The 20,552-nt window shown below is 61.0% G+C and carries 16 protein-coding genes and 1 pseudogene; 3 read left to right on the top strand and 14 right to left on the bottom strand.

Going from position 1 to position 20,552, the window contains the following annotated elements; genetic code table 11:
- Positions 1-67 precede the first annotated feature (67 nt).
- The 4 genes from LDN90_RS09655 to LDN90_RS09640 all read right to left on the bottom strand — a co-directional run bounded on the left by LDN90_RS09655 (position 68) and on the right by LDN90_RS09640 (position 5,203).
- Positions 68-736, bottom strand: coding sequence for a response regulator transcription factor (locus tag LDN90_RS09655; RefSeq protein WP_223948844.1), 669 nt, complete (start codon positions 734-736; stop codon positions 68-70).
- The gene (locus LDN90_RS09650; protein ID WP_223948843.1) at positions 733-1,866 is read right to left on the bottom strand and encodes a histidine kinase; all 1,134 of its coding nucleotides are present in this window, start codon (positions 1,864-1,866) and stop codon (positions 733-735) included. Before LDN90_RS09650 ends, LDN90_RS09655 begins: the two co-directional genes overlap by 4 nt.
- 1 nt (position 1,867) lies before the next feature.
- Positions 1,868-4,111 (bottom strand): MMPL family transporter, encoded by a 2,244-nt coding sequence (locus tag LDN90_RS09645; protein ID WP_223948842.1) that lies wholly within the window; start codon positions 4,109-4,111, stop codon positions 1,868-1,870.
- A 129-nt stretch (positions 4,112-4,240) separates the two neighbouring features.
- Positions 4,241-5,203, bottom strand: a complete 963-nt coding sequence (locus LDN90_RS09640) for a LacI family DNA-binding transcriptional regulator (RefSeq protein WP_223948841.1) — start codon at positions 5,201-5,203, stop codon at positions 4,241-4,243.
- An 817-nt stretch (positions 5,204-6,020) separates the two neighbouring features.
- Between LDN90_RS09640 and LDN90_RS09635 the strand changes: the two genes are divergently transcribed.
- The 3 genes from LDN90_RS09635 to LDN90_RS09625 are packed head-to-tail and all read left to right on the top strand — an operon-like array spanning position 6,021 to position 8,661.
- Positions 6,021-7,244: a cytochrome P450 gene (locus LDN90_RS09635; RefSeq protein ID WP_223948840.1), complete on the top strand. Its 1,224-nt coding sequence runs from the start codon at positions 6,021-6,023 to the stop codon at positions 7,242-7,244.
- The gene (locus LDN90_RS09630) at positions 7,241-7,438 is read left to right on the top strand and encodes a ferredoxin (protein ID WP_223948839.1); all 198 of its coding nucleotides are present in this window, start codon (positions 7,241-7,243) and stop codon (positions 7,436-7,438) included. Before LDN90_RS09635 ends, LDN90_RS09630 begins: the two co-directional genes overlap by 4 nt.
- On the top strand, positions 7,435-8,661 hold the full coding sequence (locus LDN90_RS09625; protein WP_223948838.1) for an FAD-dependent oxidoreductase: 1,227 nt from the start codon (positions 7,435-7,437) through the stop codon (positions 8,659-8,661). Before LDN90_RS09630 ends, LDN90_RS09625 begins: the two co-directional genes overlap by 4 nt.
- 239 nt (positions 8,662-8,900) lie before the next feature.
- On the opposite strand, the pseudogene LDN90_RS09620 reads toward LDN90_RS09625, so the two are convergent.
- From LDN90_RS09620 to LDN90_RS09575, 10 genes and pseudogenes are all read right to left on the bottom strand, one after another.
- A pseudogene (locus LDN90_RS09620) lies at positions 8,901-9,642 on the bottom strand (ROK family protein).
- Between the two features lie 117 nt (positions 9,643-9,759).
- A complete protein-coding gene (locus tag LDN90_RS09615) occupies positions 9,760-10,761 on the bottom strand; it encodes a sugar phosphate isomerase/epimerase family protein (protein ID WP_223948837.1) in 1,002 nt (333 codons plus the stop codon).
- 1 nt (position 10,762) lies between these two features.
- A complete protein-coding gene (locus tag LDN90_RS09610; protein WP_223948836.1) occupies positions 10,763-11,974 on the bottom strand; it encodes a Gfo/Idh/MocA family oxidoreductase in 1,212 nt (403 codons plus the stop codon).
- Positions 11,975-11,993: 19 nt separating this feature from the next.
- Positions 11,994-13,130: a Gfo/Idh/MocA family oxidoreductase gene (locus tag LDN90_RS09605; protein WP_223949272.1), complete on the bottom strand. Its 1,137-nt coding sequence runs from the start codon at positions 13,128-13,130 to the stop codon at positions 11,994-11,996.
- 2 nt (positions 13,131-13,132) lie between these two features.
- Complete coding sequence (locus tag LDN90_RS09600) at positions 13,133-13,903, bottom strand: sugar phosphate isomerase/epimerase (protein WP_223948835.1); 771 nt, start codon at positions 13,901-13,903, stop codon at positions 13,133-13,135.
- Positions 13,904-14,401: 498 nt separating this feature from the next.
- Positions 14,402-14,560 (bottom strand): beta-galactosidase, encoded by a 159-nt coding sequence (locus LDN90_RS09595; RefSeq protein WP_223948834.1) that lies wholly within the window; start codon positions 14,558-14,560, stop codon positions 14,402-14,404.
- Between the two features lie 7 nt (positions 14,561-14,567).
- A complete protein-coding gene (locus LDN90_RS09590) occupies positions 14,568-16,082 on the bottom strand; it encodes a GH1 family beta-glucosidase (RefSeq protein ID WP_223948833.1) in 1,515 nt (504 codons plus the stop codon).
- Between the two features lie 56 nt (positions 16,083-16,138).
- Positions 16,139-18,553 (bottom strand): glycoside hydrolase family 3 N-terminal domain-containing protein, encoded by a 2,415-nt coding sequence (locus tag LDN90_RS09585; protein ID WP_223948832.1) that lies wholly within the window; start codon positions 18,551-18,553, stop codon positions 16,139-16,141.
- A 163-nt stretch (positions 18,554-18,716) separates the two neighbouring features.
- Complete coding sequence (locus tag LDN90_RS09580; RefSeq protein WP_223948831.1) at positions 18,717-19,619, bottom strand: carbohydrate ABC transporter permease; 903 nt, start codon at positions 19,617-19,619, stop codon at positions 18,717-18,719.
- Complete coding sequence (locus LDN90_RS09575) at positions 19,616-20,551, bottom strand: sugar ABC transporter permease (protein WP_223948830.1); 936 nt, start codon at positions 20,549-20,551, stop codon at positions 19,616-19,618. Before LDN90_RS09575 ends, LDN90_RS09580 begins: the two co-directional genes overlap by 4 nt.
- Position 20,552: the final 1 nt, after the last annotated feature.

Genomic DNA, 20,552 nt, shown 5'->3' with positions numbered 1-20,552 from the left:
GTTTCCACTGCGATCCCGGATACAGGATAGCGGCGGCAGATCTCCGGCCTGCCCGCACCCCGAGAGGCTATACCTGGGCTATTCCGGATTTAAACGCCAGCGCGACAAGCTGTCCACGATCCCTTGCACCCAACTTTGTCATAGCCCGGTTGAGATGCGTTTTGACCGTTAACGGCGAAATGTGGAGTTCGCGGGCAATGGCAGGGTTGTCCATGCCGGTGGCAGCAGCAGCCACCATGTCCCGTTCCCTGGGCGTTAGCTGGCCGACGAGCCGAAGCAACTGCGGATCGGGCGCGGCCGGCGGCCGTTGAGCTGTGGCAGAGATGTGGCGGATGGCTGCGGACGCCGCAGTTGTCGACAGGGTCGTTTGCCCCGCGGCGGCGTCCAGAACAGCCGCGACCAGTTCGTCCGGGCTTGCGCCCTTACTCAGGAACCCTGATGCCCCGGCTTCAAGGGCTCCGATGACGTCCCTGTCGCCGTCGAACGTTGTGAGGACGAGAACTTTGACTTCCGCGAGGGTCTCATCGCTTCGTATGGCACGGGTTGCGGCCATGCCATCGAGAACAGGCATTCGCAGGTCCATGAGGACCAGGTCGGGCTTCAGCTGCCGGGTCATGCGGACAGCTTCACGTCCATCCGAAGCTTCGCCCACAATCGTGATTCCCGAGTTCTCCAGGATGCCGCGCAGGCCCGCCCGGATCATGGATTGATCATCAACGATGAGTACCGCCGTCATTCCCTCTCCTTCGTCTTGATGGCTGGCACAGTTACTCTAAGCAGGAAGGTACCGTTTTCATCCCGCGTATACAGGTCGCCGCCTGCGGATTCGGCTCGTTCCCGCATGCCTATCAGGCCATAGCCGCCCTGACGGTCACGACCGGGCCTGTAGGTGTTCGAAATGGTCAGGACAACGGATCCATCTTGCGCGTCGAGTACAAGGTGTGCCCGCCCGTTTCCGTGCCGGTGGGCGTTGGTAAGTGCTTCCTGGACCGCACGGTACAGCGCGGCCTCCCCCGCTGGAGAAACACCAGGCAGTGATTTGATGGTGGCATCGATTGCAAGGCCCAGCTCCCGTGAGCTCTCCAGCAGGGCCGGGATGCCTTCAACGCTGGGGATGGGTCCGGCATCATCCCGATGGCCGGCGGAACGGAGAATGAGGAGTATGTCTTGGAGTTCCCTTAGCACGTTTCTGCTTGCTGCCCGCACCTGTTCGAGTGATTCTTTCGCACGCTCTCGGTCCTGATCCAGCGCCTTTTCAGCGGCGCCTGAATGGACGTTGATAATGGCGATATTGTGTGCCACGGCGTCGTGCAGATCCCTGGCGATTCTGATTCGTTCCTCGCCGAGTCTGCGTTGGATTTCGCTGTCCTTCGCCGCGGCCGACGCAGCGACCTTATCCCGGAGAGCAGAAATTGTTTCGTTGTGGGATCGCAGAGCGTATCCGGCTGAAGCGGCAGCTGCCGTCCATACAGGCAAGCTCAACGACACCACGTCAAATGGTGCGAGCCGCAAGAAGACCAGACCGCCGACATAAAGGGTGCAGGCGTGTAATACCGGAAGAGCAACCGAGGCCGCACCGGAACGGCGTAGCGTGAGCGAGAAAATACAGACCTGGGCTATGACCCAGACAGATATTACTGCTCCGGGAACGCCTGCCACCAAGGCACTGGCAATGATTGCCGCGCCAGTGGCAGAGGCCGGGAACTTCCGACGCAAGGTGGCAGCGATGAGCATTGCTGCCACCAGGACGACGCCTTCATAGGTTCCGGCCGTTGCTCCTCTCATGAGTTCCGACAGGAAAGCTAGGACGGCAGCAGCATCGAGCGCAACCTCCCACCGAGAACCCGGCCGGGGAGTGAGAGTCATGTCAGCGGCGTCCGATGGGGAATGGCTCGGCGTCGGTTGCGTCCTGTTCGGCATTATCGGTGCCCCTGGCTTCCTGATGTTCCACAGTATTGAGGTGGTGGCCCTCGACATCAAGTCCTACCAGGCGTGCCGGCCACGATTTGGGCATCCACCACGCGGAGCGGCCCAAGAGAGCAAGCGCGGCGGGAACAATAACCATCCGAACGATGAAGGCATCGGCAACGACACCCACGGCCAGGGCAAGGGCTATCGAACCGACTAGGGAAGAGTGACTCAAGGCAAACCCTCCAAAGACCGCTGCCATGATGCCTGCGGCGGCGACCACCACGCCGGCGGAGGTTTTGAAACCGCGAAGAATTGCCTGTTTGGGATGGATTCCCTGCCCGTATGCCTCCTGGATCCGCGTTACAAGAAACACCTGATAGTCCATGGCAAGACCGAACAGGATGCCGGTCAAGATAATCGGCAGCAGGCTGAGCAGAGGATTTCCTTGCGGAGCCTGGATCGCGTCCCCCAGCCACCCCCACTGGAACACTGCGGTGGTCGCTCCCAGTCCCGCGCCCAAAGACAGAAGGAATCCAGCCGTGGCAACAACGGGAACAAGCACGGAACGGAACAGGATGACCAGCAGGATCAGGGAAAGGCCGACAATCAGGGCAACGTAAAGTCCTAGGGCCTGCCTGAGCTGCGCGTCCGCATCCAAACCCAGTGCGGTGGCTCCGGTGACGTACAGGTTGGCTCCGGGAAGGTTATGTGCTTCGGCGCGGATGTCCCGCACCAACTGCATGGTCCGGTCATCGAGGGGACCAGATTTGGAAATCACGGACACTATCGCCGCGTCTCCGCTGCTGGCCACGCCTGCGGGCACCGCCAGCGCCACGTTGTCGATCCCTGCCAGGAACTCCTGAACTTCGGGGATTCTTTCCTGCAGGCCGCCTCCAGGGGTTTCAACGAGGACCACAAGGGGGTCCTGTGAGCCCTGCCCAAATTTGTCGCTGACGATCTGGTAGGCAGCCCGTTGCGTTGATTCCGGGTCTTCGCCGCCAGGTACTGAAAGGGTTGTTTTCATCGACAGCAACGGCAGGGCCATTACGATGAGCAGCAGGGTGCCGCCAACCACTGAGACAAGAGGCCGGGTCACAACGAACTGCGCCCAACCGGAGAGGAATCCCGGCACCCGTGTAGGGACACGTGCCGATTCGGCAGCGGAAAGTTGCCTGCGGTCCCGCTTGGACAGAGCCCGAAGACCCATGAATGACATCAAAGCAGGCAGCAACGTCAGTGACAACAGCACCGCCACACCTACTGCAAAGGCCGCGGCCAGACCCATTTCTCCGATGAACGGAATGCCAACAACCGTGAGTCCGGCCAGGGCGATGATGACAGTCGCCCCCGCGAACACGACTGAAGAACCTGCCGTGCCAGTGGCTCTGCCAATGGCCGCGTCAACCGTACGGCCCTCGCGCAGCTCCGCACGGAAGCGGGCAAGAATGAAGAGGCTGTAATCGATGCCAACAGCGAGGCCAAGCATCACAGCCAAGATCGGCGTGACATTGCCAATGGGACTGATAGACGAATACGCAAGGATTCCGAGAATCCCGGTTGCGACGCCGATCAATGCGCTCAGCATGTTCGCGCCCGCCGCGACAAGGGAGCCAAAGGTCAAGACCAGGACAAGAAAAGCAATGCCTGCCCCGACGGCTTCAGACGGTCCAAGGATCTCAGGAATACCCGAGGCAAGGGACCCGCCCACCTCGGCCGTCAGCCCTTGCCCGCGGACCCCTTCCGCAACTTCGGTGACGTTATTATGCACAGTCTCACGCTCTGAGTCCTCTAACCCTTCAAGGGATACCTGGATGACCGCTGTAGTGCCGTCGGCAGAAAGGAACGGACGCGCCGGATCCCGTGGGTCCAGCACTTGGCTGACGTTGGGAAGGGAACGCAGCTGCTCGATTGCCCTAGTCAGGGAATCCGCCGGCCCAGGGGCCGTCAGCCCGGTCCCGGCAGGCGACTGCACCACAAGCTGCAGTTCGCCAGAGCCGGCGGGTGTGGACGGGAAATGGTCTTCCAGCAGGCCCATGGCCTTGCTGGATTCGGTGCCCGGCACGTCGAAGGCACCGTCGCTAAATTTCATCCCGCCCAATGCAACGACCGAAAACACAGCCAGAAGACCCAGCCATACCGTAATGGCAGCGATACGATGACGGCCCGCCAGCCTCCCAATACGGGCAAGAAATGCAGCCATGCGATAGTCCTAACAATTGATGGAAAGGGTGTGTCTTGAAAGCCCTTCACCAATGATCTGAGGACAGCACCTTATGGACATCCGTCGAACGCAGGTGCGTTGGTACTGCATTGGCAGTAGGAATTAGTCCTACCGCCGGGTGGTGTCTCCTTGGATGACTGTGAAACCACGCGTGTACTCATCGGTTGCTTCAGGCGGGATCCGCAGCTCCCGGCCGGAGACGATGTGGCCGACCAGTTCGCGTACGTTTAGCTCCAAGTCCATGCTGATAGACGTAATTGTCGGAGTCGAAGCGCGGGCGATCACAGAGTTGTCGACCCCGATAATTCCCATCTCCGCGGGAATGCTGACTCCTTCTCGAAGAGCGGCCCCTAAAATCGCCAAGGCCACCTCATCGTTGTAACACGCTAAACCAATCCTTCCCGCCGGAAGGCTGCCCACTGCTTTCAAAGCTTCGTCGCTGGTAAGGCCAATCTCCAAGGTAGGCAGAACTTCCATAGCGTGAAGGCTGCCATATTCGAGCACTCCCTTCTCGCGTTCCGGAGCGCTGTATTGCTCCCGTATCGATCGCGGGCGGACAACGGCAATGCGCTTGTAGTCCTGGCCCAGAAGATGCTCAGCCTGAAGGCGGCCGATAGTCACGTCAGCCGCGGCCTGGAAAGCCTGGGATTGTCCAATCACGTAAATACCCTGTTTTTCGAGGCGCTCAATGTCTTCAGGCCGGAGCGGAGCCATTGTCACGATCGAGTGAGGACGCAGCCCAAGGACCGCGTCTTGAAGGGTATCGTCTGATGACGAAAGCCGAAGCAGGTTCGTCAGGCCTTCCTTCGCCAACCCTTCTGTCAGGAGATCCACGAATTCACGAACGGTCGGCCCGAAAGTGATGTCCGGTATGAGCGTGATGACGATGTCGCTCTTACCACGGACCAGTGTTCGTCCAGCCAACGACGGGCGGTAACCCATAACCGCCGCTGTTTCTCTAACCTTTGCGACCGTTTCTTCGGAAAACAGGTGGGCACGGCCGTTGAGAATCTGACTCACTGTAGACCTAGAAACGCCTGCACGAAGGGCAACGTCAGCACTGCCTGTCATAACAGCTTCCCCTCTCTTCCCTGCGCCAGGACCTTTTGGGCGGCCTCATTGACACGCTTCAAAGACATGCCCAGCCTACCGCAGTCCCCCCAAGATACAACTATTGACGCGTGCCAATGTGGGTGTTTACCTTGATAAGGGCCTGCTCGGCCATCCCCCAATACGCGCATAACCCGAGTCCGTCGGCTGCTTTGCCGCGGCAAACTGGAGGCCCGATGCCTCACCCTTATCCCCAGGTCCTGGACGTACAGGTCAAGGACGCGAATACGAAAGACACAGCTATCAGCACCGCCGTTCAGGAACTCATCCCAGAAGCGATTAGGAGCCGCAGAGGTATCTCAGTTACCCGGTACAGCATCACTGAATTTCAGATTGCGGTCGACCTGTCCGTACCATGCGGTGAAATCCACGAAAGAGTCAGGTTCTGAGAGCCGACGAAAACCGGCTCCAGACGAATGGCCCGGAGCTGAGACCACCACTGAGAGCGATCGGACGGATGCTGACGGGCCTCCTCTTTTGGCTGTCAGGACCGTACAGGCTGAGGTCCACCTGCCAGTGAACTCCTGAATCTACTGGCCAGATTCCATGAAGGGCCGCGCGGCCGCAAGTGCTGGGACCACGCGGCCGCGGGAGGCTAAAAGTCACCGGCCGGAATACCGACAGGCACAGAACGAAGGTACTGCGGATGCAGTATCTGAAATACCACAGCTGCGGGCTTACTTCCTGCGGCTTGGGCGAGAGGCTGTAACTATCCCAACCGCAGGTGAAACCGAACAGCAACAACGTCGTCGCCCCGCAGATACAGGAGCCGATTCCTTTGACATCAACAATTCAGCAGCCGCCACCGGCAACCGCGCCGTTTCCGACCAACCGGTGCCCGTTTGATCCCGACCCGAGGTACGAAGGTATTCGCACCTCGGACCCCGTACTGCGCGTCGACACTCCTGCAGGCTTCGATGTGTGGCTCGTCAGCGGCTATGAGGATGCGCGTACAGTCCTGGGCGACGCCGAGACCTTCAGCAATGTAGACGCCAGTTCATCCCACCTGATGGGCGACAAAGACAACCTTGGCGCACCCCCGCCACCGGGCGTCATGCTCAGGCATGACGGTGATTCCCACTCCCGGCTCCGGCTCCGCCTGGCCCGGGAGTTCATGGTCAAGCGGATAGCGCGTCTCGAGCCATTCATCAGGGACCTCGTCGCTACGCACATCGACCGCATCGGCCAGCAGAAAGGCCCGCTCGACCTCTACCGCGAGTTTGCGCTGCCCGTCCCCGCTTTAGTGATCAGCGAGATCCTCGGAGTGCCCGAGGGTCAACGATCCGAATTTGAGAACGCTACGGCCTCTCAAGTCGATTTGAGCCTGCCTCTCAAGGAACGCCAGGCGGCAGCCATCCAGAGCGCGGGCTTCTTCGCGAACCTCATCCAGTCGAAACAGGAGAATCCCGGTGACGACCTGCTCAGCCGACTCATCCTGGAACCCACCGACCGCCCCATGGATGCCGCAGAGCTCCAAGGGCTAGCGCTCCTGCTTTTGGCCGCAGGTCATGACACCACGGCAAACATGATCACTCTTGGCACCTACGCCCTCCTGCAGCATCCGGACCAAGCTGGAAAGCTACAGAATCCGGCTGTCATGGAAACAGGCGTCGATGAGCTGATCCGCTATCTCACCATTGTGCACAACGGTGTCCTGCGCAAAGCGGTCAAAGACACCACCATTGCCGGGCAGACAATCCGCGCGGGCGAACATGTGGCTGTGGTCCTTGAATCGGCCAACAGGGATAACCGGTTTATCTCTGATGGTGACCAGCTGAACCTTGAAAGGCGCTCTGCCCATCTCGGCTTTGGGTACGGACCGCATCAGTGCCTCGGGCAGCATCTTGCACGCCTTGAACTGCGCATTGCACTCCCCGAGTTGTTCCGCCGGCTATCGGGCCTGAGGGTTGAGACCCCGGAAACGGACATCCCTTTCAAGAACGACATGCTCGTATACGGGATCAAAAAGCTGATGATCAACTGGGATGAGGTAATTTCATGAACTTCGACATCAACGTAAGCAAGTGTGTTGGAGCCGGCGTGTGCGCCATCGCGGCACCCGAAATCTTTGACCAGAATGAGGACGACGGCATTGTCGTCGTCCTCAACGCGCACCCTCCCGCCGAACAGGAATCGAAGCTGCGGGACGCAGCGGTGCGTTGCCCGGCAGCTGTCATCACCCTGTCCCAGCAATGAGCCGTATCAGTCACCCCACCCCCAGGACCGTAATTGTGGGCGCCTCGGCAGCTGGGGTGAGCGCGGCCGAAGCCCTGCGCACGCGGGGATACGATGGCGACATTGTGCTCGTGGGCGCGGAAAACCACGAACCATATGACCGGCCACCCCTGTCCAAGCAGGCGCTGCATGATCCAGTCTCAGTGGGAGCACTGACCCTGCGGCCGCCCAACCACCTCCAGAACCTCGGCATTGACTTACGCCGCGGAGTTGCTGCGGTCCACCTCGACAGCCGTCACCGGAAAGTGCTGCTTGAAGACGGCACAGACCTTGAATTCGAACGTCTCATCATTGCCACGGGAGTCAACGCCAAACATCTTCCGGCAGATAACAACATCTCCGGTGTCCACACGCTGAGGACAGTCGATGACGCGCTCCACCTTCAGGCAGCGCTCTCAGCAGCGTCACGTCTCGTTGTAATCGGAGGAGGTTTCCTCGGAACTGAAATCGCAGCCGCGGCAATACAACGAGGAGTTGAAGTCGTTCTGGCAACCAAGGCCCCAACACTTCTGGAGAACGCGCTCGGCAGTGAAGTGGGGCAGCAACTGACCTCCCTACATCAAAAGCAGGGCATCCGCCTTCGCACGGGCAACGACGCGCTCGTGCAGTCCCTACGAACGAACGGACATAGAGTCACAGGCGTACATTTCGCATCCGGCGGGACGGAAAACGCTGACCTGGTTGTTGTGGCGATTGGGTCGGAGCCAGCAGTGGACTGGCTCCGAGCCAGCAGTCTCACCCTGTCCGACGGTGTAGTTTGCGCAGCTGACTGCTCAGCCGGCGACGGAATATATGCAGTAGGGGACGTCGCCAGGTGGCACAATCCACTCTTCGATCTTTCAATGCGCATAGAGCACCGAACCAACGCTGTTGATCAGGCCCTCCACGTCGCTGATCGAATCCTCGCAGGAGACAGACTTCCCTACACAACCGTCCCGTACTTCTGGTCGGATCAGTACAAAGTCAAACTTCAGGCCCACGGCTACCTCCGCGACCACGACGAAGTGCAGATTCTTCAAGGGAGCATCGAGGAGGGGAAGGTAATCGCGATTTACCGCAAAGGGGGAAGGCTAACCGGCGTGTTGGGAGCCGGCGCAGCCAAAGCCGTCCGGCAGTGGCGCGCGCACATCGAATCCCGCACCACTTGGGCTCAGGCGCTCGAAGTAGCGCAATCGAATTCGTAAGATTACCCGACCACAAACTTTGGTAACCAGAGCCAGGAATGTCCCGACTTGGCCTAAGCTCCTTCGCCGACTCACCGCTAATCAGGAGTTCGTGCGTAGCCAGGCTTCCCTGCCGGAATTAGGAAGTTAACTGCCTTACGAACTCCGCGGGGGAGCCCTTCGCGAAGTCGGAGCAGCAATCACCGGATATCCTTTCGGTGGCTACCAATCGAGTTCATCAAGGCCGTCGTCAAGCCGATTCAGTGCGCGATGGTGGCCTGAAGTGCTGCACCGACTATGCCGGCATCATTGCGGAGCGTGGCAGGAAGGACTGGGATTCCCAATCTGAGGTTGGGTAAGTAATCGTTGGCGCGCTGTGAAATGCCTCCGCCGATGATAACGAGTTCGGGCGAGAGCAAAAATTCCAGGTGTGACAAGCATCGCTGCAGCACGTCGCTGTACTCCTTCCAGGAAAGTCCGTCCCTTTCGCGTGCCAATGCTGAAGCCCGCTTTTCGGCCGCAACGCCGTCGACTTTCAGGTGTCCGAACTCGGTATTGGGGACGAGCTGACCGTTGAGGAACAACGCAGATCCAATGCCAGTCCCCAGCGTGATGGCTAGGACCAAACCGTCTATGCGCATGCCAGCACGGTAACTGATTTCGGCATGGCCTGCGGGATCAGCGCCGTTTACAGCCGGTACCGGCCGACACAGCCGGGCGCTTAGGAGTTGGTTGATGTCAGTGTTCAGCCAGCTTTGCTCCGTGTGCGCCGCAGAGTGCACAACTCCATGCCGGATTATGCCGGGAAATGTCACACCTACCGGTGCGACGCAGCCGGAGCCTGCGGGTGGACTGAGATACAGTCGATCACCAAGGAAACTGCCGCGGCTACTGCTTCGGGGGTCGCCGGGTGCGGAGTCGGTACGGTCACCGAGGAGTTTTGCCTTGATTCTTGTCTACCAGCCCTCCTTTGATACCCGTGCCTCCAATGTCAACGCCGATAAATGCAGTGTTCGTGTGCTCTGTACGTAAGGAAGTGTGAAAACCGTGCGCTAGCGTATCGCCGGGGACTGCCGTTGCGGCCCCGGCAACCTTTCTGCCGAGATCGGTAGCCCCCCACTAGTCTTTGCTGCTGAAGGCGGCGTCGAAGCTGGTTTGAGAGGCGGGGAAGTCGAACTTTTTGAGGGCGGCGAGGGCTTCGGGGGCGCCATGGAGGCGATCCATGCCGGCGTCTTCCCATTCGATGCTGATCGGGCCGTTGTAACCGATTGCGGTCAGGGCGCGGAAGGAGGATTCCCAGGGTACGTCGCCGCGTCCGGCGGAGACGAAGTCCCAGCCCCGGCGGGGGTCGCCCCAGGGCAGGTGGGAACCCATGACGGTGTTGCGGCCGGTGGGGCGCAGCTTGGTGTCCTTGCAGTCCACGTGGTAGATCCGGTCTTTGAAATCCCAGATGAAGGACACGGGGTCGATGCCTTGCCACATGAAGTGGGAGGGGTCCCAGTTCAGGCCGAACGCTTCGCGGTGGCCGATCGCTTCGAGGGTCCGGACGGTGGTCCAGTAATCGTAGGCGATCTCACTGGGGTGGACTTCGTGGGCGAAGCGGATGCCGTTTTCGTCGAAGACGTCCAGGATTGGGTTCCAGCGGTCGGCGAAGTCCTGGTAGCCGGCGTCGATGACTTTTTCCGGGACGGGCGGGAACATCGCGACGTACTGCCAGATGGAGGAACCGGTGAACCCGACGACGGTGTCCACGCCCAAAGCTTTGGCCAGGCGTGCGGTGTGCTTCATTTCTTCGGCGGCTCGTTGGCGGACGCCTTCGGGGTCCCCGTCACCCCAGACTTTGGACCCGACGATGGCTTCGTGGCGGAAGTCGATGGGGTCATCGCAGACGGCTTGGCCTTTGAGGTGGTTGGAGATGGCCCAGACTTTGAGGTTGTACTTGTCCAGGATGGCGAGTTTGTTCTCGACGTAGCCGGGTTCGTCCCAGCGCCAGGCGTCCAGGTGGTCTCCGGAGACGGCGATTTCCAAGCCGTCATAGCCCCAGCCCGAGGCAAGGCGGGCGACTTCCTCGAAGGGCAGGTCGGCCCACTGGCCAGTGAACAGGGTGTACGGGCGGGGCATGTCAGGCTCCTTGCGTAGCGAAGGTTGGTTGTAGGACAGGCGTGACAACACCGCGGTTGTCGGCCGATTCCTCGATGACGGCCAGGACACGTTGGATCTGCAGTCCGTCTTCGAATGACGGCGAGGGCGGGGTCTGCTCCTGGATGGCGGTGAGGAAATCCCGGATCTGGTGGGTGAAGGTGTGTTCCCAACCGATGATATGGCCCTGCGGCCACCACGCCGCCAGATAGGGGTGCTCGGGTTCGTTGACTAGAATCCGGCGAAACCCCTGTTCGCGGACTGGAACGGTAGCGTCCAGGAAACGGAGCTCATTGAAGTTTTCCAAGTCAAACGCGAGCGAACCAGCAGTGCCGTAGATCTCTATGCGAAGGCTGTTCTTTTGGCCGGTCGCGACTCGAGACGCCTCAACTGACGCACTGACATCCCCCGTCAGTCCAAGTGTGGCCCAGACAGCATCATCTACCGTGACATCTTCGGGGCCGTGGGGCCCGGGACGTCTTGCGACGAATGTCCGCAGTGTTCCGGTGGCCTCGGTAACTGTCTCATTGGTGAGATGTTGGATTTGGTCGATGGCGTGGGAGGCGATGTCGCCCAGCGCCCCGGAGCCGGCGGTTTCCTTGCGGAGGCGCCAGGTCATGGGGGATTCGGCGTCGGAGAGCCAGTCCTGGAGGTAGGCGGCCCGGACGTGGCGGACGGTGCCGAGCCGGCCTTCGGCGATCAGTTCGCGGGCCAGTGCCAAGGCGGGGACGCGGCGGTAGTTGAAGCCGATCATCGACTGGACGCCGTTCGCGCGGGCGGCTTCCGCGGCTGCGGTCATGGCTTCTGCCTCGGCGATCGTGTTCGCCAGAGGCTTTTCGACGAGGACGTGTTTCCCGGCAGCGAGGGCGGCAACAGCGATCTCGGCGTGCATCCAGCCCGGAGCGCAGATATCGACGACGTGGATGTCGTCCCGCTCAATGACCGAGCGCCAGTCGGTGGCGGACTCTGCCCAGCCGTACTTGGCGGCGGCCGCCGCGACGGATCCGGCGTCCCGGCCGACGAGGACTTTCTGCTCGAAGGCGGGGACGTCGAAGAAGCTGGCCACGTTCCGCCACGCATTCGAGTGGGCCTTCCCCATGAAGGCATAGCCGATGGCGGCCACACCCAGCGGGGCAGATGCTGGGCCGTGTGCCGGGGCAGGCGTTTGGTCGGATGGGCGGACTGGGGTGGTCATGGTGGTTCCTCGCTGATTCTTAGAGTGTGGCGGTTTCCGGCGCCCAGTCCTCCGGGACTGGTTCGGAGGCGGGCGCGTTGCTGGTGACATCCACGAACGAGCCCGACTCCACGGATTCGGAAATCGAGACCATCGTGTCCAGCACGTGGTAAGCCAGTTCGCCGGTGGCGCGGTGCGGAGTGCCTGAGCGCAGGGCACGGGCCATGTCCAACACGCCCAAGCCGCGGCCGTTGGCCGGTCCGGTGGCGGGGATGATCTCGGGTTCTTCCGCCCCGGGCCGCCAGAGCCTGAGGTCGCCGTCGAAATAGTTCGGGTCCGGCAGCGAGAGCGTGGCCTCGGAGCCGGTGATTTCCACGAATCCCATTCGCTGGCGGGGGGACTCGAAGGAGAACACGCTGTGCGAGGACGCACCTCTTTCGAACTGGGCCATCGCGGAGACGTGTGTGGGGACCTCGACGGCGAACTCCTCCCCGGCCTTCGGACCGGAACCAATGATTCGGGTCGCCTTCGCTGAGGAGCCGACGGCGGCTACCTTGCGGACCGAGCCGAAGGTCTGGACCAGGGCCGTCAGGTAGTAGGGGCCCATGTCGAACAACGGGCCGGCGCCGTGCTGGAACAAGAACGCAGGGTTCGGGTGCCAGGACTCCGGGCCCGGGGTCTGGAACGTGGTCATGCCGGTCAACGGGGTGCCAATGTCCCCGCGCTCGATGATCCTCCGAGCGGTTTGCAGGCCCGCACCGAGGAAGGTGTCCGGCGCCGTGCCAAGCCGCATCCCCGCAGCGTCGGCTGCCTTCAACAGGCCCAGTCCAGACTCGCGGTCCAGGGAGAACGGCTTCTCCGTCCAGACGTGTTTGCCCGCGTTGACCGCCGCGGTGGCGACCTCGACGTGGGCTGCCGGGATGGTCAGGTTCACGATGATTTCGACGTCGGGATGGTACAGCGCCTTTTCCGGGCCGCCCCACCCGGGGACGCCGTACTCCTTGGCGCGTGCCTCGGCGGCGTCCTCGAAGAGGTCGGCGATGACCAGAACCTTCAGGTCCGGAAAAACCGTGAGGTTGTCCAGGTACGCCTTGCTGATGTTGCCTGCGCCGATGACGCCGACGCCCACCGGCCCCCGAAGGGAAGACGAGGTGGACGGACTGGATGCTGCGGGGATGCTCACGCGTTGGCTCCTTCGGTAGCGCCCGTACCGGCGCTGGCCGCGTTGCTGTTCAGGAAGGCCAGGCTCTGCGCGATGCCGTCGAAGATGTCGCCGGAGTAGTCATCGAATTCCACCACGCCAACTTCGAGGGATTGTGCCGCGGCGATCACCTCCAGGACCGGGACGTTGCCCTGCCCTGCTGCTTTTTGTGCCTTGTTGTCCTTGTTTATGGGACCGTCTTTGATGTGGATGAACTTCACCCTGTCGCCGAGCTTTGTGAGGATATCCACGGGGTCGTGGCCGCCCACGGCCACCCAGTAGGTATCCACCTCCAGGATTACCGCGGGATCGAGGTGCTCGGCGAGGTATTCCAGCGCCGTTCGCCCGTCAACAATGGACTCGAGTTCCCACTCATGGTTGTGATAACCCACGCGAATGCCATACTCGGCGCCCTTCTTCGCAGCGGCGTTGAGCTTGGCCGCAGTGGCCTGGATGGTTTCGGCGTTCTGCCATTGGTCCGCTGGCTGGTAAGGGTCAATGACGGTGCTGATGCCCAGTTCCTTCGCCGCGGTAAAAATTTCATCCTGGTCCTGGGACAGCAGCGGCGCATGGCCGGAGGGCGACGTTAGGCCGTTGTCCTTCAGCGCGGCGCCGAGCTCCTTGGCCGTAGCGACGAAGTTGTAGGGCTCAACGTGGGTGAAGCCGATCTCCGCAACCTTCCTGAGAGTTGCGGGGAGGTCTTCGGAGATAGCATCCCGGAGGGTGTAGAGCTGAATTGAATAGGACATTGTTCTTCCTTTTGCGGGTCGTTCTGAAACATCGGGGTTAGCTGTTGTTCCGGGGAACCCCGGAAGCCTGTTTCGGCTGTTACGGGGCGTTCTTTCAGTCTTTTGATGTGCGGATTGCTGCCCCATCCCTTGACGGCTCCGTGCATAACGCAAGCGACGAGTTGCTTGCCGGGGATGAAGAACAGCACCAGCAACGGCACGACCGAGATGAGCACGCCCGACATGATGAGGGCGATGTCTTTGAAGAATCCGGTGTGCAGGAGTTGCAATGCGACAGCTCCAGCACGACCTGTCGGCCCATGCCTTTGCCGCCTCCCGTGACGACGAAGACCTTGTCGGTAACGTCCATGTTGTTCTCCTTTTGACCAGGTGGGGGTCCAAATACTTCAGGAAGAGGCGCCCGGAGCTTGCGGTTCCATCCACCGGCGGGGATTTCGCGGTGGTGGCCAGGGGCATCCAGACGCCGTCAACATTGTGTCGGCCGAGCACGGTGTCGCGTCAGGTGAAATCCCAAACGCCCGGCTTCGGTTGAATCTGTGCCCAGGAGAACAAGCCGACCGTGGCCATGGTGACTTCGGTTTGCTGCATGTGGCGTATGTCCTCGTGCAGGAGGACATACGCCACATCGGGGTTGTAATCCACGCCGTGGAAGATCACGGCATTCCTAATCCTTACTCAGGTTGGCCACGAGGGCGTCCTCTGTGTGAGTAGTAGGCGCCCGGCTCTGATCGGGCCTGCTGTCGAGTGAGAACTCGCGCAGGGTTGGGATGGTTTTTGATGCGCAGAGTTGAGAGAACCAGTGGGAGCTGAGTTTCGGGGTCCGCTGGAGGGTGTCGTAATCGACGTGAATGATGCCGAATCGCGGTCCGTATCCGGCGGCCCACTCGAAGTTGTCCAGGAGTGACCAGACCAGGTAGCCAACAACGTTGGCCCCGCGGTGGCGGGCGCGGTCAGTTGCCGTGACGTGTTCGATGAGGAAGCGGGTACGGTCAAAATCTAGGACAACGTTGTTGCCATTCAGCGAGGTGACGGTGTCGGGAAAAGCTGCTCCGTTTTCCATCACCATGATCGGCAAACCAGGATGTTGAGCAGAAAGTGCCACGAGGTGGTCTTCGAGGCCTTGGGGTTCAATCCCCCAGTCCATCCCGGTCCGCTCGAGGTCTCCTCGTCGAAGGAACTCAATTCTTTCCGAGCCCGGGAAGGCGGTGCCGCCGTCTTTTTCGGTTTCCGGGTCATAGGCGGGGTTCAGGCGCACATGCATGACTTCGTAATAGTTCACGCCCAGGAGATCGATCGGTTGATGACTGGTTTCCAAATCCCCGGGAAGGACGAAACTCCAGTCCGTGAATTTCCGTGTGTCGGCGAGAAGGTCGGCAGGGTACTGCCCGTTCAGCATGGGCCCGGTGAAGACGCGGTTCGCCACCGCGTCGAACAGGCGCGCAGCTTCTGCGTCTTCCGGGGTTTCAGCGGCTACGCGGAAGATGTTCAGCGCCACAGAGATTCGCGCGTCGATCCGGGTGATGGTTCGCCGGAGCGCTTTGACGGCAAGTCCATGCGAAAGGTTGAGGTGGTGCGCTGCGATGAGCGCATCTTCATGGCTTGTTCCACCGGGTGCAAACGCTCCACTGCCGTATCCGGAGAAGGAGTTGTTCCAAGGCTCGTTGTGGGTCGACCAGATATAGACGCGGTCACCGAGAGCAGCGCCCATGATCTCTGCGTACTTTTCGAAGGCGAAGGCGGTCTCGCGTTCGCGCCAGCCGCCGTACTTGTCTTCCAGCGCTTGTGGAAGGTCCCAGTGGTTGAGCGTTACGACCGGTTGGATTCCGCGCGCCAGCAGACTGTCAACGAGGCGTGAATAGAACTGTAGGCCCTCAGCGTTCACCTCGCCCTCACCGGTCGGCATGACACGGGACCACGAGATCGAAAACCGGTAAGCGGTTAGGTTCAGGGCCTCCATCAACCCGAGATCCTCCTCGACACGGTGGTAGTGGTCGGCGGCGACGTCTCCCGTGGCGCCCCCTTCGGTCTTCCCTGGAGTGTGGCTAAAGGTATCCCAAATGGAGGGGCCCCGTCCCCCTTCGGTTGCGCCGCCCTCAATCTGGTAGGCGGCGGTCGCGGCGCCAAGAATGAACGAGGGCGGTAAATCGATGTGTCCGGTATCGAGGAGACCGTGGTACATGGTCAGTCCTTTCGCGTCGGTGGTGTGACCGCGTTGGTTCCGATGCAGCGGCTGGTTCATGGCAAATCCGCGGTGAGGGTCAGAGACTTCGATTCAGTCAGGTATGCCCTGCTGTCCGTCACGTCCGCAGTTCCGCCGGTAACGTCCAGCAGAGTGCGCAGTGGGCGGTCGTCCGAAGACGCGCCGACTGAAATGGACATTGGGCCTGGCTCAACGATCCACCTGCCTTCAAGCGAGAGGTAGGCCAGGAGCGCCAGCTGCAGGGTGAAGACCAGTGTTGCTTCCTGGCCAGGCTCCAGCGTGATGCGCTGGAAGCCGGCAAGTTGAAGCGCAGGTCGTGAGATTCCGAGTGCTTCGTCCTCGACGTACAGCTGGACCACTTCGGTGCCGGTGCGGTTGCCGCTGTTGGTCACCGTGACCGTCACCTCGACCTCTCCGTCCGTGGCGACTGATGGCGTGCTGAGGGCCAGTGCTGAGTACGTGAAGGAGGTGTAGGTAAGACCGTGCCCGAACGGAAACAGTGGTGTGGCGGCCTCATCGACATATCCGCCATGGTCGTCGCCTTCGCGGCGGCGGTAGCCGCTGCCGAATCGTTGGCTGGAGTGGATTGGTACCTGACCGCTTGATCGCGGCATGGTATACGGGAGTCGTCCTTGCGGCTCGCTGGCGCCGGTGAGAACGTCCGCGACGGCACGTGTGCCGAATTCGGAGCCAAAGTATCCGAGCACGAGCCCGTTCAGCTTTGGTTCGATGTCGCCCAACGCGAGGGGCCTGCCTGAGAAGAGGACGCCCACCATCGGTGTGTCCAGGGCGTGGAGCGCATCGACGAGTTTGCGCTGTGATTCGGGAAGTCGCAGATCGGAGGTGTCTGCGCCTTCGCCTTCGGTTCGCTCGGCGAAGAACCAGCGGGCCAGTCCGCCGAGTGCCAGGATGATGACGTCCGCGCCGCGTGCCGCGTCAACCGCGGCTGGGATTTTGTCGATGCCGCCGTCAACATCGCAACCTTCGGATACCGCTATCGTCGCGTTCGGCAGTGCGGTCCGCAGGGCCTCGCTGAGCGACACGGCGTCGTACTGGGCTTGTGCGTATTCGTCCTCGCCCATTGCCAGGAGGTCGCCGATCTCGCCTTCAACGTAGGAGTTATCGGGCTGGAATGTACTTTCATCCACTCCGACCATGGAGCTGGCTACTCCGCTGCGCAGAGCGCGGGTCAGGGCGATGAATGCGGGAAACGTATATGGTGCAAATGCGGTACCCACCGCATCGGCGTGAGGACCAATGATGGCTATGCGTTGTGCATTGCCGACGGGCAGGACACCGTCGTTCTTTAACAGCGTGACCGACTCGTGCGCCAGCCGCGACGAGAGCTCGCGGCCCTCCTTGGCAATTGACATCACCGTGACCTGATCGGTGGACACATACGGATTCTCGAACAGGCCGAGCTCGAACTTGTGAGTGAGGACCCGCAAGACCGCCTCATCTACAAGTGCCTCACTGATCTCCCCGTCCTGGATGGCGGAGATAAGGGCTTCCCCGTACCCGAAGGGAGCCGGTAACTCTACGTCAATGCCAGCGCGAAGTCCCAGCACCGCTGCTTCGCGCGCATTGCTCGCGGCCCGGTGGTGGACGACCAGGTTCTCGATTGATCCCCAGTCGGAGACCACTGTCCCCTCGAAGCCCAGTTCGTCCCGCAACAGGTGGCGGAATATCCGCGGGTCAGCCGCAGCGGGCACGCCATCCCAATCGGAGAGGGAATTCATGACCGAATCCAGGCCGGCCAGTGTGATGGCGGCAGCGAACGGACGCGCATAAACCTCCCGGAGCTCTCGCTCGCCTAGGGTCACGGACGCCATGTTTAGCCCTGCGTCACTCATCGCGTAACCAAGGAAATGCTTGCCAGTGGCAATCACCCCATCCTTCAGTGACGCTCCACGCAGGTTGCGGATGAACGAGACTCCAAAAGCGCTCACGAGGTGGGGATCCTCGCCATACGTCTCGTGTACTCGCCCCCACCTTGCATCTCTTGCAACGTCAAGGACCGGCGAAAGCGCGTGGTGGAAACCAACCGAGCGCATCTGCCGGCGTGTCAGGGCGGCCATCTCACCGACCCCTTCTGGATCCCACGTCGCCGCAAGGCCGATCCCTGTGGGGAACGAGGTAAATGACGGTGCGTTGACACCATTCAGTGCCTCGACGTGCATGATGGCGGGAATCCCCAGACGGGTATTCTCTACCAGGTATCGCTGAACCTCATTATTGAGCCGCGCGACCTCGGCAGCAGTCCGCGGGAATCCCCCCATATGGGGTTCCACGTACCCGATCCCATCACCGAGCTTGGTGGCGGCGATTCCGGGGCGAATGCCATCTGCGTCGAACAGCATCGTCGGCACCAGCGAAGATAGTTGTGCGACCTTCTCGGAGATTGTCATTCGTTTGATCAGATCGACGGCCCGTAAGCGCGCTTCCTCCACTTTTTGCTCCTAAAGTTTCTTGCTGTGTGGCTCACCGAGGTGGCCTCTCGCTTGGACGGTGATCAGCCCGAGGCATCTGCTGTCGTGGTGTGGCGGCCGGGCCGGTTGCCAACGTCGGGGAGGAGTCGCTACCGGCCGCCGACGTATCTACTTGGCCCGGACTTCAGCCCTTGACTCCGGAGGAGACGGTGGAGCGGACGAAGTAGCGCTGGGCGAAGAAGAAAATCGACAGGACGGGCAGGATGTACAGCACGGCAGCAGCGGCCTGCACGGTGGGAATGGTGTTTCCGTTAGGGTCCTGATACCACGCGGTGATGGCCACCGCGAGGGTCGTGTGGTCCGTGTCCAACAACAGTGCGGGTCCAATGTAATCGCCCCAGGTCCACGTGAACGACAGGAGGAACGAAGTGATCAGCACCGGGCGGGAGAGGGGAAGGAAGATCTGGACGAAGATTCTCAGCCAGCCGGCACCATCCATAATTGCCGCGTCTTCGAGTTCGCGCGGGAGCGACGAGAAGAACTGGCGGAAGAGGAACACCATATACGGTGATGCGGCCAGCCCCCACAAAATCCAGGGCCAGTAGGTGTTCACCAGCCCGATTTGCGAGAAGAGAACGTACGTTGGCAGCAGCGTCAGAATCTGCGGGATCATCATGGTTGAGAGCAGAACCAGGAACAGGGCCTTTTTCCCGGGGGCCCTTAGCCGGGCGAAACCGAAGCCGACCGTAGCGCTCGATATGGTGATCAGCACCGAATACGTTGTCGCGAGGAATAAAGAGTTGGCCGTGTAGGCCAGAAAGTCCATTTGGGTAACGGCGTCGACAAAGTTGTTCCATTGCGCCTTATCAGGCAGGACCTGGATCGGAAACGAGGCCCATTCAGCGGGTGTCTTCAGCGCCGCAAGTATCAGCCACAGGAATGGGCCGATAAAGAACACCGACAGGAGCAGGATCAAAATGTAGAGGATCGCCGGGGGCCGCTTGTCCTTCCGGACCTTTTCGGCTTTCCGGATATGTTTGGCCTCGGGTGCCAGCCCGGCGGGTGTTTCACGCTCGGTCGTGGTCATCTGGTTGCTCCTTCTTTCTCGGCTTCCGTGTCGACTTCGTAGTACACCCATGACTGGCTCGAGCGCAGGAAGAGCAACGTCAGACCGAGGATGATGAGGAAGAATATCCACAGCATTGCCGATCCGTAGCCGAAACGGTTGCTGAGGAAGAACTCCTTGTACACCTGCACCATGTACAGGTTGTTGCTGTCCGGCACCCCACTGACCTTCGAGATCCCGGCCGAGCTGGTCAGGAGCAGGGGCTGGATGAAGACCTGCAACGCCGCAATTACGCCCGTGATCACCTGGAAGAAGAGGATGGGCGAAATCATCGGTACTGTCACGTGCCGGAAGACAGACCATCGTCCCGCGCCGTCGATGGTGGCCGCTTCCTCGAGCTCGGCCGGAACGCCCTGAAGAGCGGCGAGCATGATGATCATGCCTGCGCCCAGACCCCAGAGCATCAGGATCACCAGAGCGTAGAAGGCGGTAGGGTCCAGAAGCCACGCGATCGGCTGGATGCCGACGACCCCCAGGATGGCGTTGAGGATTCCTGAATCCCTGTTGAAGACAAGCTTCCACATGATTGCCATGGCTACAACCGGGACGACTGAGGGCAGGAAGAACAGCGTCCTCCACAGTCCCAATGCCCTCAGCCGCCGGTTGATGATCATCGCCAGGCCAAGAGATCCGCCGATGGTCAGCGGGACAACGATGGCAGTGAAAAGCAACGTCCTCAGCAGCGCCATCCACGCCTCGCCGTCAGTAAACAGTTCGACGTAGTTATCCAGGCCAACCCACTTGAAGCGGGGAGAGCTGCCGTCGAAGTTGGTGAGGCTCACAAGCAACCCGAACACCATGGGCAACGCCGTCAGCAGCACGAAACCTATTACCCAGGGCCCGACGAATGCGTAGAACGCTTTCTTGGGGTAGCGGGACCACTTGCGTGCCATA

This window comes from Arthrobacter sp. NtRootA1 (assembly GCF_019976975.1).
Lineage (GTDB): Bacteria > Actinomycetota > Actinomycetes > Actinomycetales > Micrococcaceae > Arthrobacter > Arthrobacter aromaticivorans.
This window is presented reverse-complemented; position numbering and strand designations above follow the sequence as displayed.

Bases quoted from the DNA above. Each gene is read 5' to 3' on its own strand.
- LDN90_RS09655 (WP_223948844.1), bottom strand. From the start codon at position 736: ATGACGGCGGTACTCATCGTTGATGATCAATCCATGATCCGGGCGGGC.
- LDN90_RS09580 (WP_223948831.1), bottom strand. From the start codon at position 19,619: ATGACCACGACCGAGCGTGAAACACCCGCCGGGCTGGCACCCGAGGCC.
- LDN90_RS09650 (WP_223948843.1), bottom strand. From the start codon at position 1,866: ATGACTCTCACTCCCCGGCCGGGTTCTCGGTGGGAGGTTGCGCTCGAT.
- LDN90_RS09600 (WP_223948835.1), bottom strand. From the start codon at position 13,903: ATGTCCTATTCAATTCAGCTCTACACCCTCCGGGATGCTATCTCCGAA.
- LDN90_RS09625 (WP_223948838.1), top strand. From the start codon at position 7,435: ATGAGCCGTATCAGTCACCCCACCCCCAGGACCGTAATTGTGGGCGCC.
- LDN90_RS09615 (WP_223948837.1), bottom strand. From the start codon at position 10,761: ATGCCCCGCCCGTACACCCTGTTCACTGGCCAGTGGGCCGACCTGCCC.
- LDN90_RS09610 (WP_223948836.1), bottom strand. From the start codon at position 11,974: ATGACCACCCCAGTCCGCCCATCCGACCAAACGCCTGCCCCGGCACAC.
- LDN90_RS09575 (WP_223948830.1), bottom strand. From the start codon at position 20,551: ATGGCACGCAAGTGGTCCCGCTACCCCAAGAAAGCGTTCTACGCATTC.
- LDN90_RS09640 (WP_223948841.1), bottom strand. From the start codon at position 5,203: ATGACAGGCAGTGCTGACGTTGCCCTTCGTGCAGGCGTTTCTAGGTCT.
- LDN90_RS09590 (WP_223948833.1), bottom strand. From the start codon at position 16,082: ATGTACCACGGTCTCCTCGATACCGGACACATCGATTTACCGCCCTCG.
- LDN90_RS09645 (WP_223948842.1), bottom strand. From the start codon at position 4,111: ATGGCTGCATTTCTTGCCCGTATTGGGAGGCTGGCGGGCCGTCATCGT.
- LDN90_RS09630 (WP_223948839.1), top strand. From the start codon at position 7,241: ATGAACTTCGACATCAACGTAAGCAAGTGTGTTGGAGCCGGCGTGTGC.